Below are 16,823 nucleotides of genomic sequence, written 5' to 3' on the forward strand. Positions count from 1 at the left end.
CCCGCGCCGCCGCCCGCCATGCCCCCCGCATTCGCCGGCTCGCTTTGCGCGGCGTCGGATGCTCCAGGCGCACCCTGTTCCGCACCGCTTGCCGGCGCCGCGCCGCGGCCGATCAGGATCTGACTTTCGTCGATCACAAAACAGCACACGGCGACGATATCGTCGGACGACACATCGGATTCCAGCCACAGCGTGATATCGCTGCCTGTCTTCACCTGTCCGACGATACGGCCCAGGTTGCCCAACTCTTCGGTGAGCAGTTCCTGGTCCTTTTCCCCCACGCCCCGTAGCGTAATTTTCAGATGGGGTCCTGCAGCCGCATCGGATGCAGCAGCGCCGGTCTGTGCCGGATCGTTGTCTGCCCATTCGCCTGCGGCTTCTACTGCCTGTTCGACCACGTGCTCCGGCGTGCGCCCTTCCGCGGCGGCGGGCGCTGCTGCCGGTGCCGCCTGCGCGGCAGCCGGTGCTGCAGCGGCTGCTTCGCCGCTGCTTTCCTTGTGCAGCAGTTCGAGCTTCGCGCAGATCGCAGCCGCGACGGCCGCATCCGGCTCGGCGCTCGCGCGATAGTCGGCGAGCTGGCCCGAGAGCACGTCCTTGGTTTCAAGGAACGTGTCGATCATGTCCTTGCGCAACACGATTTCGTTGTTGCGTGCGCGGTCCAGCAGCGATTCGAGAATGTGCGTCGTCTCGGTCAGCGCCGTGAAGCCAAAGGTGGCTGCGCCGCCCTTGATCGAGTGAGCCGCGCGGAAGATGGCCGCCAGATCCTCGGGATCGGGATGGCCGACGTCCAGGTTCAGGAGCAACTGCTCCATCTGCGCGAGCAGCTCGTCCGCTTCGTCGAAGAACGTCTGGTAGAACTGAGTGATGTCGAGTGTCATGCGTGTGTCACCGCGAGAGTCCTGGCTGCTATGCCGCTTCCATATATCGTTTGCTGTCTGGCTGCCGCCGCGCTCAGGCGAGCGCCGCGACCAGTTCGGTCAGCATGTCGGGGTCGAGCGGTTTTTCGATCCATCCGGTGGCGCCCGCGTCGCGCGCCGCCGCCTTGAACGGCTCGCCGGATTCGGTCGTCAGGACCAGGATCGGCGTGGTGCGATAAGCGGGGTTGCCGCGCAGTGCGGCGATCAGATCGAGACCGGTTCGGCCAGGCATGTGCTGGTCGGTCAGCACGAGATCGAACGGCATCGCCAGCGCGTTTTCGAGACCTTCGTCGCCGTCGGCCGCGAGCGTCACCTGATAGCCGGCACCCGTCAGCGTTGCGGCAAGGATTTGCCGCATCGATGCCGAATCGTCGATTGCCAGAATGTGCCTGATCATTCAATCCTCACTGCGCTCACGATGGATCGCGGTCGCACCGGTGCCGGCGCTTCCGTTATCCGCTATCTGTCATTGCGTCGCCGTTGCAGGCGCCGCGCTTTTGTCCGCTGCTTCCGTCACACCTGGCGCAGCTGCGCCAGGTTCCGCTGTGCTCTTCTCCATCGCGTGCGGCGCTTTCGCGGGCGGCGTCTGGGGTTGCACGGCGGGCGGCTGGGTAATCCTTTGCAGCAGCGGCTTGTTCGTGCCTGCCGCGTCGTTCGACAAGGTGGTCGACGTCGAGTCGTCCTGCATCAGCGCATCTTCCGAGCGCTTGTTCAGCACGATGATGCTGATACGGCGGTTTTCCGGATCGAGCGGATCGGCCTTGTTCAGGTTCTGCGTCGACGCGAGACCGAGCACGCGCAGCACCTTCGCTTCGTCCATGCCGCCCGCGATCAGCTCGCGGCGCGACGCGTTCGCGCGGTCCGCCGACAGTTCCCAGTTGCTGTAGCCCTTCTCGCCGCCCGCGTAAGGCACGGCGTCGGTGTGACCCTGCACGACGATGCGGTTCGGCACGTCGTTCAGCGTGTTGCCGATCGCCTGCAGGATGTCGTGCATGTACGGCTGCACGATTGCCTGCGCGGTCGCGAACATCGGGCGCTTCTGCGTGTCGACGATTTCGATGCGCAAGCCCTGCAGCGTCGAATCGATACGGATCTGCTGCTTGAACTGGCGCAGCACCGGGTTCGCCTCGATCGCGGCCATCAGCTTGACCTGCAGGTCATGCAGACGCACCTGCTCGCGGCGTTCGACGGCGCCCTGCAACTGCTGCATCGCCTGGTCGTCGGCGCGTGCGGCCGTGTGCTCGGCGCGGTTCGTCGAACCGTCTGTCTGACGCGTGATGCCGTCCTTGTCGGTCGAGATGTCGCGGCCGCCGCCGGGAATCTGGCTGGAATCGACCGCGCTGCGATCGCCGCCCCACAGCGTGATCTTCAGCGGCTGGTTGAAGTAATCGGCGATGCCCTTCAGCTGCACCGTCGAGGCCGAGCTCAACAGCCACATCAGCAGGAAGAACGCCATCATCGCGGTCATGAAGTCCGCATACGCGAGCTTCCACGCGCCGCCGTGATGGCCGCCCTTCTTCGGCGCGGCGCGCTTGACAACGATTGCGCGGTCTTTGTCCTTGCTCATCGCCCGCGTTCCTTATTTGGCCTTCACGCGGCGAACGTGTTCTTCCAGCTCGGCGAACGACGGACGCTCGGTCGAGAACAGCACCTTGCGGCCGAATTCGACGGCGATCGCGGGTGCATAACCGTTCAGGCTGGCGAGAATCGTCACCTTGATGCACTGGAACATCTTGGTCGACTCGGTCACGCGCTGTTCAGCGACGCTCGCGAGCGGGCCAATCAGACCGTACGACAGCAAAATGCCGAGGAACGTACCGACCAGCGCCTGCGCAATCATTTCGCCGAGCACTGCGGGCGGCTTGTCGGCCGAGGCCATCGTGTGCACCACGCCCATCACGGCCGCGACGATACCGAATGCGGGCATCGCGTCGCCAACCTTGTTCAGCGCATGCGCGGGCGCTTCGCCCTCGGTGTGGTGCGTTTCGATCTCTTCGTCCATCAGGCTTTCGATCTCGAACGCATTCATGTTGCCGCCGACCATCAGGCGCAGATAGTCCGTCAAAAATTCGACGATGTGATGGTCTGCAAGAATCTTCGGGTATTGCGTAAAGATCGGGCTCTTCTGCGGATCATCGATATCCGCTTCGAGCGTGAGCGTGCCCTCCTTGCGCGCCTTCGCCAACAGAACATAGAGGAGCGCCATCAGCTCCATGTAAACGTCCTTGTTGTACTTGGCGCCTTTGAACAGCGTCGGAATCACGCGCAACGTAGCCTTGATTGTCTTCATCCCATTGCCGAGGATGAACGCACCGAGACCCGCGCCCACGATCATCAGCACTTCGACGGGCTGCATGAGCGCGCCCAGGTGGCCGCCCTCCAGCGCATAGCCGCCGAAGACGGACAACAGCGTAACGAGTGTTCCCACGAAAATCAGCACTGCCGAGCCCTCACGAAAAGCGACGGGAGACCGTCGTTATTCAGGTTTACGGCAAGCAATCGGAAAACTTTGGCGTATTGGACGCGCGATGAGGGGGGTGTTAACCAGAGTGATGCCGCTCGCATGCCGGAGCCCGCGCGGCGAGCGTGCGCGCGGGCCGTCAGACGGCCGTGACAACGCCTTCCTGCAAGACTTCGAGCGATTCCTCGAGCGGCGCGCCAAGGGCCGCCTGCGCTTCGTCGAAGCGTGCGTCGGCGGCTTTCCGGGTCTTACCGGCGCGCGACGGCGGTGCACACAAACCGCATACGAAGCTGTGCTGCGGATCGTGCGCATGTGCGACAAATTGTCCGCGGCAGCGCGTGCATGACGTCATCTGCAGCATGCCGGAGTCGAAGAAGCGCACCAGCGTCCACGCGCGCGTCAGGCTGAGCGCCGGCTCGTCGTGGTGCATGCTCACGTGTTCGAGGTAGAGCCGGTAAGACTTGACGATCGACTGGATCGTCTCGCAGCGGCCCAGCCCCGACATGAATTTGTAGACGTTGTAGAACAGCGACGAGTGTATGTTCGGCTGCCACGTCATGAACCAGTCGGTCGAGAACGGAAGCATGCCCTTGGGCGGCGAGACGCCCTTCACTTCCTTGTACAGCTTGATGAGCCGGTCGCGCGACAGCGTCGTCTCGGCTTCGAGCAACTGCAGACGCGCGCCGAGTTCGATCAGTTCAATCGCCAGGGTGATTTCCCTGACTTCGAGCACCACGCTTTTTTGTGCCATCCGCCTCGCTTCCCGCGTCCGTTGTCGTTTTCCCGCCAGCGCGAGCGGCCGGAAAAACGATAAAAGCGCCGTTGCCGGCGCGCGTATGGTTGCGTCAGTCCGGGCGCGCGAGCGCCGGGCGCAAGTCAGTCTCAGCCGATCTGTTCGACGGGTTGGCCCGCCATCAGGATGGCGGAGTGCGCCTGAGCGACGGCCGTCGATTTCCCCTTGTCGGCGAGCGACGAAAGGATCTGGTGGTCGTCGAAGCGGAAGCGGCACAGCATCTGGTTCGATGAGGCCAGCTTGACAGTCTGTGCGAGCGACAGGTTGGCGAGCACGTCGGCGAGCTGCTCCGAGATGCCCATGCGGAACATGCCCATAGGCTTGTCTTCACGCAGCAGGCGCTGCGCGAGAAGCAGATAGGACAGGTTCACTTCCCTAATTTCATTGAGCATGTCACTTTGAGTGCTCATTGAATCCCCCGATTCAAATCTGGCTGGTCAGGCCGTCGTAAAACGTTTGCTCGCTCGCGTTAAAAAAAACCACGAACGGCACGCTTATGGTTAGCGTGCATTTTCGCTAAAGGGCCAGCCGACGAAAATCGGACATACACCCTGACTATTTGACGGAAAAATCCAGGATTTCTGTAGGTCTTTTTCCTACAAAATTTCGAGACGGGGATTTTGGAGAACAACGGCGCGCTGAATGCGCTGGATGGCTTACACGCAGTTCACGCGTGAAAGGTTTGGGAAGCGGATTATGCGCCCATATTCGAGCCGGAACCAAGCGAAATTCGCATCGGAATGTTGGGCGGCGTACAAAATCATCGGACGAAATGGATGTGCAGCATGCTGCGTCAAACTGTCCGAAGTGCGGCGGATATTCTCCCGATGCCCATGCCAGCCCGCTTTCCGGCAGCAACGGCGGACTTGTTACGCATCATGTTTCGCGCTGTAACAACGTTAAGTGTTTGAAAAATAGCTCGAATTGGCGCTCGCGATCCCGATAATGAGACCTAGGGATAACCCCATCGGGCTTCCTGCCAGGGCGGCGGCACACCGCGCCCAACCGTCCGACAGGCTTCCGCGGTTTACGCCACACGCAGGCACCGCAGCGCGAAGCCCCTCAGCAATAGGAGATCACGCATGCGAATCGCACAAATCGCACCGTTGTACGAAGCTGTCCCACCGAAACTCTATGGCGGCACAGAACGCGTCGTGTCGTATCTGACCGAAGCCCTGGTCGATCTGGGTCACGATGTGACGCTGTTCGCGAGCGGCGATTCGGTGACGTCCGCGAAGCTGGAAGCCGCATGGCCGCGCGCCCTGCGTCTGGACCCGACGGTCCGCGACGCGCTCGCCCCGCACATGGTGCTGCTGGAGCGCGTGCGCAAGATCGCGCATGAATTCGACGTGCTGCACTTTCACCTCGACTACCTGCCGTTCCCGCTGTTTTCGACGCTCGACACGCCGTTCGTGACGACGCTGCACGGCCGTCTGGATCTGCCGGAACTGCAACCGGTGTTCGACACGTTCAGCGACGCACCGGTCATCTCGATTTCGGATTCGCAGCGTCTGCCGCTGCAGCAGGCCAACTGGCTCAACACGATTTACCACGGCCTGCCGGACCAGCTGCTCACGCCGCAAACCAGCAAGAAGCCGGAATACCTCGCGTTTCTCGGCCGCATCTGTCCGGAAAAGCGCGTCGATACAGCCATCAAGATCGCTGCACAAAGCGGTTTGCCGCTGAAGATCGCCGCCAAGGTGGACAAGGTCGACCAGGAATACTTCAAGACGCAGATCGAACCGCTGCTGTCGCAGGCGCACGTCGAGTTCATCGGCGAGATCAACGAAGCACAGAAGCCGGAATTCCTGTCAGGCGCGAAGGCGCTGCTGTTCCCGATCGACTGGTCGGAGCCGTTCGGCCTGGTGATGATCGAGTCGATGGCGTGCGGCACGCCGGTAATCGCGTTCAACCGCGGCTCGGTGCCGGAAGTGATCGATCACGGCGTGACGGGTTTCATCTGCGAAGACGTGCAAGGCGCGGTCGCCGCGCTGCAACGTATCGACGATCTGTCGCGCACGGAAATCCGCGCGCAGTTCGAACGCCGCTTCAGCTCGAAGATCATGGCGCAGAACTATGTCGACAGCTATAGCGCGCTGCTCGAAGCGACGCGCCGTCCGATGCTGCGCCGGGTGGCCGTGGGCTGATTGCCCGGAATGCCGGTCAACTCTGCCGATGCCGTGAATATCGCGTAATTTGTTCACTTGAACGTTTGCGCGATCATTCAAAGACAGTTTTAATGCATCGCTCACACGAAAAAGCCGCCTCCCCAGGCGGCTTTTTCTTTTCCAGCGTTCGGTAGCGTACCGGCAATGGAAGCGCTTTCTCATTGCACGGCATTGCGTCTTTAAAGAATGAAGCTATCCCCGAGCTTCTGACGCCTTACCGAGCATTAACCGAAACTGGAAAGTGGCGCATTTGGCCGGATCACCTTCAAGTGGCTTTCGGCCTTCGTCCGAATTACACAGCGCCGATCAGAAAGCGGTCGCGATTCTTGCCGGCAATCCACTTGGGCGGCTTTCCCCGGCCGCTCCACGTATTTCCCGACTTCGGATCCTGATACTTTGCGGGCAGCGGCGCCTTCTTGGGCGGGCGTCCCCGGCGTGCCGCCTCGGCAAAACCGAGATCATGCGCGCTAAGGCCGTACTCGGCTATTTTCTGGCGGATTTCGGCAATCACATTGCCGACTTCACTGCGTCGTGCTTCGTCCGCTTCAGCCTGCAAGCGGGCAATTTGTGCCTTCAGATCTGCGTATTGTGACATTTGGGCTCCCCTCTTTTTCTAAAAGTGGTTAGCACGGAGATTAGCCAATACTAACGAAATTCGCAATGGCGGCTAATACCGCGCTATCGAAAGTTTTCGTCTGAGTATTTATAAAAGATCACTGAATCGTTCAAGTTACCGGTCTTTTATCGCGAAATAATTCCGCGTTCGTGAATGACAATTCTTGACAGTGCTTTTGTGCAACGTTGCTTAAAATTTGCGCTCCCAAGTGCCGGGTGGCGCATGCGCTCTCGTCCTTGAATCCCACGTACTTATTAGGATTACACACGATGAACCTCTCCAAGCGTCTGGCCGCGGAGCTGTTCGGCACCTTCTGGCTCGTCCTCGGTGGCTGCGGCAGCGCCGTCCTTGCAGCAAACTTCGCTGGCCCTGTTCACGGACTCGGCATTGGCTTCGTTGGCGTGTCGCTCGCTTTCGGCCTGACTGTGCTGACCATGGCTTATGCCATCGGCCATATCTCCGGCTGCCATCTGAATCCCGCCGTGAGCGTCGGCCTGACTGTTGCCGGGCGTTTTCCGGCGCGCGACGTCATTCCCTATGTCGTGGCTCAGGTGCTCGGCGCCGTGCTTGGCGCGTATGTGCTGTCCGTTATCGCTTCGGGTAATCCGGATTTCCATCTGGTTGCAAATGGCTTTGCGAGCAACGGCTACGGCGAACGCTCGCCGGGCCACTACGCGCTGACGGCTGCGTTCGTCTGCGAGACGGTGATGACGGCGTTCTTCCTGTTCGTGATCCTTGGCGCGACGGACAAACGCGCGCCCGCTGGCTTTGCACCGATCGCAATCGGCCTGTGCCTCACGCTGATCCATCTGATCTCGATTCCCGTCACCAATACCTCGGTGAATCCGGCGCGTTCGACGGGGCCGGCACTGTTCGTGGGCGGCGCTGCCGTCGATCAACTTTGGCTCTTCTGGATTGCGCCGATTTTCGGCGCCGTGATCGCCGGCATCGTCTATCCGATGGTTGCGGGCAGTGCGCAGCAAGTCGTTGAATCAGAGCGTGTGCGCGTGACGGCCTGATTACCGGCTAGCCGATTCAGGTGAAAACGGGGCGCTTCGGCGCCCCGTTTCCGTTTCTGAGGCTCTCTGGCGAAGCGCTTCAACATTAATAGATGGTTCAAATGTAAGGCCGGTTTACGGTCATATTCACCGCTATTAAAGAAAGCATTCAGGTTTTCGAAAGGGCGATTCCGCCCTGTTCCGCGCTACACAGGCGTTTGCTTGCGGCGCGCGCGGCCCCATCCGTAGAGGATTGCGCAGGTGCCGCAATTCGCCCCGGACGCCGGCATTGCATGCTTTCACTTAGTAACATCCTGTCGCAGTGGCGCACGCTCGCCGCGCGTAGATTGAACCTGTACGGCAAACACGCCGCATTCACAGGAGAAACACAATGAAGCGCATCGTCACTCACATGCTCGTCGCTGCTGGCCTCGCCGCCGGCGCATGCGGTGTCGCACAGGCGCATACGAATCTGAGCATCGGCCTGTCGCTCGGCGCGCCTGCGCCTGCCTACGTCGCGCCCGCGCCGCAGCCGGTGTACTACGGCAACCGATATTGGGGCGGCGACCGCCGTTATGACGGATATCGACATGACCGCGATTGGAACCGGGGCCGCTGGGACCACGGCAACCGATGGGACGGGAACAACGGTAACCGCTGGAATGACAACCACCGCGGCGGCTATCGAGACTAAGCGCTCGCGGCTTTGATGGCGTGAATAGGCTTGATTCCGGGCCGCTTGATTCCAGCCCGTTGGCTGCGGGTGAGCAAGCCTCTTCTTCATGGCGCGTTTCCCCTCACGGAAGCGCGCCATGTGCATTCGACGCCCGGATTTACGACGTCAGTTCGCCGTCGACTTCGAACAGCTTGCGCAGATGATGCGCAACACCCGCTTCGAAGTTGTTGCCAATGCGCGGCACGTTCGGCAGACGCTTGATGAGGTCGGGGTTCGCGTTGTTCATCATGAACGGATGGCCCGCCGTTTCGAGCATATCGATGTCGTTCATGTTGTCGCCGAAAGCGATGCACTTCGCTGCCGGCACATCCAGCCGGTCGAGCACGAACTGCAGCGCGCGTCCCTTCGATACATTGGCCGACATCACCTCGAGGCAGTCCGGCAGCGAGTATGTAACGTACAGATCCTCACCAAACGTCTGCTCGAGATTGGTCGAGATCACCGCGAGATCCTTTGGATCGCCGATGTACAGCGCCTTCGCGATATCCGCGCCGTCGTGCTTCTGCAGATCCATCACGTTGTACGTGAAACCCGAGTCCTGGTGATAGCGCAACAACTCGGGCGCGTCGCGATCGATCAGCCACTCCCTGTCGGCAAACAGATTGACGATCACGCGCCCATGCTCGCCGACGATCTCCGGCGTCACCAGTTGCTGGACGACGTTCGCCTTGAGGTCGTCGGCGAAGATCATTTCGTCGTCGGGCGAATGGACGCGCGCACCGTTCGACGTGATCAGATACGGCCGGATACCCAGCACGTCGCGAATGCCGGCGACGTCGCAATAGTGGCGCCCTGTCGCAATCACGATGTGTATGCCCTGCGCTTCGAGCGCACGCACCGTGCTGATCGTGAACGGGTCGACCTGATGGTTGCTGTTCAGGAGCGTTCCATCCAGATCACTTGCGATGACTTTGTACATGGGTAGGCGGCAGACGGCGGCAGAAAACCTCTATTTTATCGCCTCGCGGCGCGCTGCCTTCGGTTTCCGCCCGAGTCGCTCCCGCCGCCCGTCACGCGCCGCTAACGCGTTCGGCCTCCCGCCGGGCCATTTGCAGCGCGCCGTGCGCTGAATCCGAAAGCGGCGCGCGCAGACGCCCGCGATACGCCGCAGGCACATACTCGCTCAGTGGCTTGCCCAGCCCGCCGCACAGCGCGACGGGCAAGGTGCCAGAAGGATCGAGCGCGGCGATCATCTTGCCGATTTCCTGCCCCGCTTCGTTCAGCAACTGTGCGGCAAATGGATGTGCACGATGCGCGACGACGACGGGCGCGAGGCTCGCGTAAGCAGTCTGGTTCGCGTCGCACAGCCAGACCACCAGCCCGTCGCGGTCCGTTGCGCCGACGTGCGCGAGCAAGGCCTGCGACAGTTCATCGGCGGGAACGCGGCCGTCCAGCGCCTGCTGCGCGTGCACGATGGCGCGCAGGCCGAGCCATGCGCCGCCGGCTTCATCGGCAGATGGGTAGCCGTAGCCGGCGACCATCCGGCTTTGACCGTCGCGATCGAGCACGGCCGCGACGCTGCCCGTTCCCAGCGCGACGATCACGCCCGGCTCGCCGCCGTGCGCGCCGAGCAAGGTCGAATAGGCGTCGCTTTCTATTGCAAGTCCGGCAAGCGCGGGCGCCTTCGCGCGAAACGCCGCCAGCCATTCACGGTTGTTGACGCCTGCAAGCCCGCAGCCGAGCACAAAGCGCGGCCAGTCTGCCGCGATGCCGGCCCGCTCGCACGCTTGCGCGCTTGCCGCCAGGATCGCTTCCCACGCGCGCTCGACACCGAGCGCGAGGCCCGACGGGCCTGCCGTGCCTTGCGCGAGTTCCTGTCCTGCGGCGTTCGCCAGCACGACGCGCGTGCCGGTGCCGCCACCGTCGACGCCGATCAGATAGAGGTCTTGATTCATCGATTTGCTCTCGGAAGTGTTACCGCATAGCGTGGCAGGTCTCGTGGCTTGCGACAATCGGCCGAATGGCCAGGTTGCGACAGCCGCCCGTTCCGCTAAGCTGGCGTGGCCCGATCGACGGGCGATCAACCAGACAAGCAGGAGCCTGAACGTGACGGAGCAACGATGCAACTGGGCGACGACGAGCGAAGCGCTCGCACACTATCACGACACCGAGTGGGGCGTCCCTTCGCGCGATGACCAGCATCTGTTCGAGATGCTGACGCTCGAAGGCGCGCAGGCGGGTCTGTCGTGGTCGACGATTCTGAACAAGCGCGCGGGATACCGGCGCGCCTTCTCGAACTTCGATATCGACAAGGTCGCCCGCTACACGCCGCAAAAGATCGACGCGCTCGTGCTCGATGAAGGTATCGTGCGCCATCGCGGCAAGATCGAATCCACGGTTACCAATGCCAAAGCGGTGAAGCAGATTCAGGCGGAACACGGGTCGTTAGCGGATTTCGTGTGGTCATTCGTCGACAACACCCCGATCCAGAACGCGTGGAAGAGTTATCAGCACGCGCCCGCGTCGACGGAAGTGTCCGATGCGCTCAGTAAGGCGCTCAAAGGCTACGGCTGCAAATTTGTCGGCACAACCATTTGCTATGCCTTCATGCAGGCAGTGGGCATGGTCAACGATCACCAGACCGATTGCGCCTGCTATTCGCGCTGCGCTTCACTGGGGAAGAAAGGCCGCAAGAAAAGCGCGAAATGACGCGCGGCGTGGGCACGGGGCAGATAGCGAATACGTGTCGTTTCGTTGCAACACATGGCTTAATCGTGCCCGCCTCGAGCGGACACGACCTGCTGCACAGCGTCACGTGTAGACCCGCTTCCCACAAGGCTTTCCAGCACGAGCCAGTATGCGAGGCAACTGCCATCCGCGACGGATTGAGCGCTAGCCCACACAACGGTTGACCTGTACCTCGTTTCGCTCGTTATAACTGATGCATGCGATGTCGTTCGACGCACCTCCGGACGGGGAAGTCAGCCGGGCGTCAACGGAGTCGCTGGTGTGTGGCGCGCCTCGCAAGCCGCGAATTGGACGGTATTTACCGCTCTCGTTGTGGCTTGGAGCGTGGATGCGCGAAGGGATACTGTCGCCCATTGCACCGAAAACGAATGACCGCTGCGCATCGCGCGGGGGGAGACCAACATGAAAAATCATAACTTCCTGACGCATCAGGAAATTTTCGACCGGGCCGTCGATCATCTGTTCGGCCAGGGCCGCGCGGCGTTGCTGCCGCGCGGTGGCGGCGCCTACCGCGGCTATTGCGGCGGCTGCCCGGTCGGCAGCTTTATCCATCCGCGTGACTATATGACCGCGATGGAGGGCATTCCCGTTCGATACATCGGCAAAACGCCTTCCGAAGTGCCGTTGTATATGGACGTCGGCGTTGCCGCGCTCAAGAAAGCGTTACTGCGTTCGCGCCTGAATATCTACGATCCCGCCACAGTCGATCTGCTCAGCTGTCTGCAGAACGTTCACGATGTTTTCGGTACATGGGAATGGCGTGACCGCCTGCGCTCGATTGCCCGCCAGTTCGGCGTCTCCGACGAGCGCGCGCGAACGGCAGCCTGATTCTCGAACTCAGGACGCGCGGACTCTCGCGCGTCAAATCCAGGTGCACAAATGAAAAACGGCGGTGTGGCTTCTTTCGAAGCTCACACCGCCGTTGGCGTGCTTTCGCGTGCCTGGAAGCGTGCTTAGTGCAGCTTCTTCGGCAGCATCTGGCTGCGCAGGCGCTTGTGCAGGCGCTTCACTGCAGCTGCCTTCTTGCGCTTACGTGCCGTCGTCGGCTTTTCGTACGATTGGCGCTCACGCAGTTCTGCGATCAGGCCATTCTTTTCGATTGCGCGGCGGAAGCGGCGGATTGCCACTTCGAACGGCTCGTTTTCCTTCAGAAGAATCGTCGTCATGTAATTCCTAAAAACGCTTTGATACGGTTAATGGCGTGGCGGTCGGCCCACTCACGCGCCGGCCCTCCGGTCGTCCCAGATCTGGCAAAGCACAACTGAAACGAGAGGCAATGCGGCCACGGAGGCCGGAAAAGAGAGGTGGGAGTTCACCGCGAAACGCGGGCAGCGCACGTTGCGGCGCCGCGCCTAGCTAGCGTTTCGCCACCAGTAACCCATGACGAAACGAGCAAAGATCTCAATTCACTCCCGATCATACCAGGAAATTGCTTTTCAGACCAGCATTTTAACGATTCTGCTCAGGCACTTGCATCGTCGAGCGTGCGCAAATCGGCGTCCGTTAGCGTCAAATGCACTGCTGCGACAAGACTTTCCAGCTGTTTGACGGACGTTGCGCTGGCAATCGGCGCCGTGATGCTCGGCCTGGCGATCAGCCATGCGAGCGCCACCGCTGCCGGCGTGCTGCCGTGCCGCCCCGCCACTGCGTCGAGCGCATCGAGGATCGTGAAACCGCGCTCATTCAGATATTTCTCGACCTTTCCACCACGCGCGCTTTTCGACAGATCGTCGCGCGACCGGTATTTGCCTGACAGAAAGCCGCTCGCGAGGCTGTAATAGCAGACCACGCCCAGCCGCTGCGCCAGCGCGAACGGTTCGAGATCGGTTTCGTAGGCAGCGCGGTCGTACAGGTTGTACTCCGGCTGGATCACCTGATACTGCGGCAGACCGTTGTCGCGCGCGATCTGCAGCGCCTCCTGCAGGCGCGCGCCGCCGTAATTCGACGCGCCGATCACCCTCACCTTGCCCGCCTCGATCAACTGCTGATACGCGCCCAGCGTTTCCGCGAGCGGCGTCTCTTCGTCGTCGAGATGCGAGAAATAGACGTCGATGTAGTCCGTCTGCAGGCGCCGCAGCGAATCTTCGACGGCCGCGCGGATATTGCCCGCCGACAATCCCTTACGGCTTCCCAGCATGCCGACCTTGGTCGACAGCACGATCTGGTCGCGTTTGCCCGACTTCGCGAACCACTTGCCGATGATCGTCTCCGATTCCCCGCCGCGGTTGCCGGATACCCAGGCCGAATAGACGTCGGCTGTATCGATGAAATTCAGGCCCGCGTCGGCGAAGGCGTCGAGGATCGAAAACGAGGTGGCTTCATCGGCTGTCCAGCCGAACACATTGCCGCCGAACATCAGCGGCGCGACCTGCAATTGCGACGTGCCGAGAGTGCGTTTTTGCATGAGATCTCCACGGGCAAAGATAGCGGGCCAACCAGAATACGCCCTCTTGACATTTGTCACAGGCGCACCGGCGCACGCTCCCTGGCGACCATACGCCCCCAAATTTCGCGAGATCGCCCCTAAAGTTTTCTTCTGACCACGCCGTCAACCAGGACAGGCGGCGGCGCAATGCATTCAGTCCAGCGCGACGCCGAGCCAAAACAGCCTACATCCGAGGCGTTTTACAAACGAGGACGCAAAATGCTGAATATCAACACCAACATCGCTTCGCTGACCGCGCAGAACAACCTGTCGGGTTCACAAAGCGCGCTGTCGCAGGCGATCAACCGCCTGTCGTCGGGCAAGCGTGTGAACACCGCTGCTGACGACGCGGCTGGTCTGGCGATCTCGACGTCGCAAACGGCATCGATCAACGCACTGACGCAAGGTGCAGCTAACGCCAACAACGGTATTTCGATGGTTTCGACCACGAACGGCGCGCTGCAATCGATCGTCGACAACCTGCAACGTATTCGCCAGCTGGCAGTGGAAGCAGGCGACGGCTCGCTCGACTCGAACGCACTGGCTAACCTCCAGTCGGAAGTGTCGACCCGTCTGACGGAAATCACCCGCGTCGCGCAACAAACGACGTTCAACGGCCAATCGGTCCTGAACGGCATCGGCTCGGTCAACTTCCAGATCGGCGCATTCAACGGCCAGCAGATCACGGCAAACTTCGGCACGCAGAAGTGGGATTCGGGCAGCCTCGGCGTGAGCGGCGTGTCGGTTTCGACGGCATCGGGCGCGCAGGCAGCCATGAGCACGATCGACTCGGTTCTGACGAGCGTCAATACCTTCCAGGCAACGCTGGGTGCAACGCAGAACACGTTCGCTGCTGCAATCTCGACGACGAACACGCAAGCAACGAACATGAGCGCAGCACGTTCGCAGATCACCGACGCAGACTTCGCGACGGAAACGGCGAACCTGTCGAAGGCTCAGGTTCTGCAACAAGCAGGTATCTCGGTTCTCGCGCAAGCGAACTCGATGCCGCAACAGGTTCTGAAGCTCCTCCAGTAAGAGTGACGACTAGCGGCGCGCAGCAAGGCGCCGCGCTCCGAAGCCGCGGCTTGCGCCCGGCTTCGGTACGCAACTGGATCGCATGGTTGGGAGGCTCGCCTCCCATCATGCATTTAAAAGCCATGAACAAACCGCATCCCGTTTCGCCCATTGGAGCACCAGCATGACCACCACGTCGACCTCGACTTCATCAACTGACGTCTCCTCGCTGCTGCAGCAGGCGGCACAGTCCATTATCAGTGGCTCGACCAAGTCGACCCTCGATGTCGACTCGCTGGTATCCGCGCTCGTCACGGCGAAAACGGCAGGCCAATCGTCGGCAATCACGACGAAGCAGACCTCCGACAATGCGGAACTGTCCGCAATCGGCAAGCTCAAATCGGCGCTCTCGTCGCTGCAGACCGCGCTCAGCGGCCTGTCGGACGGCACGGCGCTCAACCAGCTCGCGGTCGCGGTCAGCGGCACGGGCGTGACGGCTACGGCTGCACCTGGCAAAGGCGCAGTGGCTGGCAACTATTCGTTGCAGGTCACCAATATTGCGACGGCCAACAAGATTTCCTCGCAGGCTTACGCTTCGGGCGCGAGCCTCGGCAGCGGCACGCTGACGGTCGGCGTCGGCAGCAACTCCATGCAGATCAACGTCTCGTCGACGGATACGCTGGCGAGCATCGCCACCGCGATCAACTCGGCGAACAACAATCCGGGCGTATCGGCTGCCGTTATCACGGCGGCGGACGGCCAGCATCTGGTACTCACCTCGACGCAGACGGGCGCGGCCAACACCGTTTCGGTTTCTGCCGGCGCCGGCGTCGACGCGGGCCTGAACACGGCCAGCTTCACGCAGGTCGCGGCAGCCAAAGACGCCCAGTTCTCGCTCGACGGCAACGCCATCACGAGCGCGAGCAACACGATCACGTCGGCGCTCACGGGCGTGACCATCGACATTTCGGGCGCGTCGGCGAACAGCACGCAGACGATCTCGATCACCAACGACACGACCGCGTCGACGAAATCGATCAATGACTTCGTCACCGCGTACAACAACTACATCACGACGGCCACGGGCCTCACGTGGGACTCGACGCAGGCAACGGGCTCGCAAGCCGGTCCGCTGCTCGGCGACGCGATGACGAACACGATCACGAACGGTCTCGGCGGCCTGATCGGCGGTGGCATCACCGCTGGCGGCAAGACGTTCAGCCTGTCGGCGATCGGTATCGACCTGCAGCACGACGGCACGCTGTCCGTCGACGCAACGACCTTGCAAACCGCGCTGACGAGCAACAGTTCGGCTGTCTCAGCCGTGTTCAACACGACGAACGGTATCGGCACGACGCTGAACTCGTTCATCAACACGTACACGCAATCGAGCGGCACGATCGACCAGCGCACGCAGGCACTGAACACGGACCTGAGCAATCTGTCGGACCAGGCCACGCAGCTGACGAACTATCAGTCCACACTCACCGACCAGTACAACGCGCAGTTCACCGCGCTGAATACGCTGATGTCGCAGATGCAGAACAACACGCAGTACCTGAACCAGCTGTTCGGCGGCGGCGGGCTGACGGGTTCGCTGAACTCGAAGTAACGCGTACACACACGCTGCTTAATGGAACTCACGATGAACGATTCGCTGACTCGCGCACTGGACCTGACCCACGCTCTCGAAGCGGCGGTTTCGCAACAAGACTGGCCGCGCGCGTCGGCCATCGTCGAAGAACGCTCGCCGCTGCTGATGTCGCTGCAGCCGGAACAAACGCCGGAAGCGCTCGAAAAGATCCGCGCGATCCAGCGCATCGACGCAGGCATCACGGAGCAGACGCGTGTCGGCATGGACCGTCTTGCCGAACGGCATGGCGATGCACTGCGGCGCATCAAGTCAGTGAGCCTGTATCACACGACGGGCATGCTCTGACCAAACGATCTGAAGAACGCCGCGCGACGTAGTCAAAAAGAACTGCGCGGATTGACAAAGCTGCA

Annotated in this window: 19 protein-coding genes; 8 read left to right on the forward strand and 11 right to left on the reverse strand. The window is 61.5% G+C overall.

Going from position 1 to position 16,823, the window contains the following annotated elements:
- The 6 genes from G3O01_RS30040 to flhD form a co-directional block, all read right to left on the reverse strand.
- A partial coding sequence (locus G3O01_RS30040; RefSeq protein ID WP_205810232.1) for an Hpt domain-containing protein occupies positions 1-878 on the reverse strand: 878 nt, incomplete at its 3' end.
- A 73-nt stretch (positions 879-951) separates the two neighbouring features.
- Entirely contained in the window at positions 952-1,314 is a 363-nt protein-coding gene (locus G3O01_RS30045; RefSeq protein WP_205810233.1) for a response regulator, read from the reverse strand.
- 69 nt (positions 1,315-1,383) lie between these two features.
- Positions 1,384-2,484, reverse strand: coding sequence for a flagellar motor protein MotB (motB, locus tag G3O01_RS30050; protein WP_205810234.1), 1,101 nt, complete (start codon positions 2,482-2,484; stop codon positions 1,384-1,386).
- Between the two features lie 12 nt (positions 2,485-2,496).
- Positions 2,497-3,357: a flagellar motor stator protein MotA gene (motA, locus tag G3O01_RS30055; RefSeq protein WP_205810235.1), complete on the reverse strand. Its 861-nt coding sequence runs from the start codon at positions 3,355-3,357 to the stop codon at positions 2,497-2,499.
- Between the two features lie 160 nt (positions 3,358-3,517).
- Positions 3,518-4,129, reverse strand: a complete 612-nt coding sequence (gene flhC, locus G3O01_RS30060) for a flagellar transcriptional regulator FlhC (protein WP_205810236.1) — start codon at positions 4,127-4,129, stop codon at positions 3,518-3,520.
- A 131-nt stretch (positions 4,130-4,260) separates the two neighbouring features.
- A complete protein-coding gene (flhD, locus tag G3O01_RS30065; protein WP_205810237.1) occupies positions 4,261-4,581 on the reverse strand; it encodes a flagellar transcriptional regulator FlhD in 321 nt (106 codons plus the stop codon).
- Between the two features lie 672 nt (positions 4,582-5,253).
- Between flhD and G3O01_RS30070 the strand changes: the two genes are divergently transcribed.
- Positions 5,254-6,318 carry a glycosyltransferase family 4 protein gene (locus G3O01_RS30070; RefSeq protein ID WP_205810238.1) on the forward strand — a complete coding sequence of 355 codons (1,065 nt, stop codon included), beginning with the start codon at positions 5,254-5,256 and terminating at the stop codon, positions 6,316-6,318.
- A gap of 313 nt (positions 6,319-6,631) precedes the next feature.
- Here the strand turns inward: G3O01_RS30070 and G3O01_RS30075 are convergent, their stop codons facing one another.
- Positions 6,632-6,934 (reverse strand): H-NS histone family protein, encoded by a 303-nt coding sequence (locus G3O01_RS30075; protein WP_205810239.1) that lies wholly within the window; start codon positions 6,932-6,934, stop codon positions 6,632-6,634.
- A gap of 290 nt (positions 6,935-7,224) precedes the next feature.
- Here G3O01_RS30075 and aqpZ point away from each other — a divergent pair, with 290 nt between their 5' ends.
- Both aqpZ and G3O01_RS30085 read left to right on the forward strand, forming a co-directional pair.
- On the forward strand, positions 7,225-7,974 hold the full coding sequence (gene aqpZ, locus G3O01_RS30080; RefSeq protein ID WP_205810240.1) for an aquaporin Z: 750 nt from the start codon (positions 7,225-7,227) through the stop codon (positions 7,972-7,974).
- 370 nt (positions 7,975-8,344) lie between these two features.
- The gene (locus G3O01_RS30085) at positions 8,345-8,647 is read left to right on the forward strand and encodes a hypothetical protein (RefSeq protein ID WP_205810241.1); all 303 of its coding nucleotides are present in this window, start codon (positions 8,345-8,347) and stop codon (positions 8,645-8,647) included.
- 139 nt (positions 8,648-8,786) lie between these two features.
- On the opposite strand, the gene G3O01_RS30090 is transcribed toward G3O01_RS30085, so the two are convergent.
- A complete protein-coding gene (locus tag G3O01_RS30090) occupies positions 8,787-9,608 on the reverse strand; it encodes a Cof-type HAD-IIB family hydrolase (RefSeq protein ID WP_205810242.1) in 822 nt (273 codons plus the stop codon).
- Between the two features lie 91 nt (positions 9,609-9,699).
- Entirely contained in the window at positions 9,700-10,584 is an 885-nt protein-coding gene (locus G3O01_RS30095) for a BadF/BadG/BcrA/BcrD ATPase family protein (RefSeq protein ID WP_205810243.1), read from the reverse strand.
- A gap of 151 nt (positions 10,585-10,735) precedes the next feature.
- Here G3O01_RS30095 and G3O01_RS30100 point away from each other — a divergent pair, with 151 nt between their 5' ends.
- Positions 10,736-11,338, forward strand: coding sequence for a DNA-3-methyladenine glycosylase I (locus tag G3O01_RS30100; protein ID WP_205810244.1), 603 nt, complete (start codon positions 10,736-10,738; stop codon positions 11,336-11,338).
- 441 nt (positions 11,339-11,779) lie between these two features.
- Positions 11,780-12,205, forward strand: coding sequence for a hypothetical protein (locus G3O01_RS30105; protein ID WP_205810245.1), 426 nt, complete (start codon positions 11,780-11,782; stop codon positions 12,203-12,205).
- Positions 12,206-12,330: 125 nt separating this feature from the next.
- On the opposite strand, the gene rpsU is transcribed toward G3O01_RS30105, so the two are convergent.
- Together rpsU and G3O01_RS30115 are read right to left on the reverse strand one after the other, a co-directional pair.
- A complete protein-coding gene (rpsU, locus tag G3O01_RS30110) occupies positions 12,331-12,543 on the reverse strand; it encodes a 30S ribosomal protein S21 (RefSeq protein ID WP_006050883.1) in 213 nt (70 codons plus the stop codon).
- A 296-nt stretch (positions 12,544-12,839) separates the two neighbouring features.
- On the reverse strand, positions 12,840-13,781 hold the full coding sequence (locus G3O01_RS30115; protein ID WP_205810246.1) for an aldo/keto reductase: 942 nt from the start codon (positions 13,779-13,781) through the stop codon (positions 12,840-12,842).
- Between the two features lie 240 nt (positions 13,782-14,021).
- Here G3O01_RS30115 and G3O01_RS30120 point away from each other — a divergent pair, with 240 nt between their 5' ends.
- The 3 genes from G3O01_RS30120 (at position 14,022) to G3O01_RS30130 (ending at position 16,758) form a co-directional block, all read left to right on the forward strand.
- Positions 14,022-14,840: a flagellin domain-containing protein gene (locus G3O01_RS30120; RefSeq protein ID WP_205810247.1), complete on the forward strand. Its 819-nt coding sequence runs from the start codon at positions 14,022-14,024 to the stop codon at positions 14,838-14,840.
- A gap of 163 nt (positions 14,841-15,003) precedes the next feature.
- Positions 15,004-16,431 carry a flagellar filament capping protein FliD gene (gene fliD, locus G3O01_RS30125; RefSeq protein ID WP_205810248.1) on the forward strand — a complete coding sequence of 476 codons (1,428 nt, stop codon included), beginning with the start codon at positions 15,004-15,006 and terminating at the stop codon, positions 16,429-16,431.
- A gap of 33 nt (positions 16,432-16,464) precedes the next feature.
- Positions 16,465-16,758: a flagellar protein FliT gene (locus G3O01_RS30130; protein WP_205810249.1), complete on the forward strand. Its 294-nt coding sequence runs from the start codon at positions 16,465-16,467 to the stop codon at positions 16,756-16,758.
- The last annotated feature ends 65 nt before the right edge of the window (positions 16,759-16,823 follow it).

It is taken from the genome of Burkholderia sp. Ac-20365 (assembly GCF_017104715.1).
In the GTDB taxonomy this organism is placed as follows: domain Bacteria; phylum Pseudomonadota; class Gammaproteobacteria; order Burkholderiales; family Burkholderiaceae; genus Paraburkholderia.